This window comes from Vibrio sp. 378, from assembly GCF_033339435.1.
Window position 1 is genome coordinate 1 of record NZ_JAWOUO010000534.1, and the last position, 711, is coordinate 711.

A 711-nucleotide genomic window follows, 5' to 3' on the forward strand; every position below is an offset into this window, starting at 1 on the left:
CCCAAGTAAACATGATCTTGCGATGAATCGGTGCTCGAGACACTTTCTCGTGAATCGCTGAGAAAATCTTTTCGTAGAAACGAGGAACCGCACACATCACGGTTGGACGCACTTCACTCAAGGCATCGCGCACCTGCATTGTGTCTTGCAAGTAACAGTTCGTCGCACCTTTGTATAATACGTAGAATGTCCAAGCGCGTTCAAATACGTGTGAAAGCGGAAGGAAACACAAAGAAACATCATCTTGAGATAAGCTCAAGCGTTGGTCGTGACCTTCTAGCTGAGCTGCGATGTTGCCATAATCCAACATCACGCCCTTAGGTTGACCCGTAGTACCTGAGGTGTAGATCAGCGTAAGCAAATCATCAACTTTCGCTTGTTCCAAACGCTCATCAAGTTCAGCTTGATGGCTTGTATCGCCTTTTGCGACAAAGTCTTTCCAAGAGATAGCAAAGTCATGATCGCCAAGCTCAATATCGTCCGACATCGCAACGATCAGCTCTAACTGCTCACATTGTTCAAAAATGCTCACAGCAGCATCAAACTGAGGCTGTTCGCCAACAAACAGAACTTTTACGTCTGCGTTGTCGATGATGTATGCCGACTGAGCAGCAGTATTGGTTGGGTAGATAGGCACCGTCACGCCACGCAGTTGCAGTGCGGCGAAATCAGCAATCGTCCATTGCGGCATGTTGTTTGAGAAAATGCCGA

1 protein-coding gene is annotated in these 711 nt (G+C 47.4%); it reads right to left on the minus strand.

Translation table 11 applies throughout. The features are described 5' to 3' along the window. The coding region (locus R7Q48_RS27380) for an AMP-binding protein (RefSeq protein ID WP_318133407.1) at positions 1 to 711 on the minus strand (711 nt) is incomplete at both ends.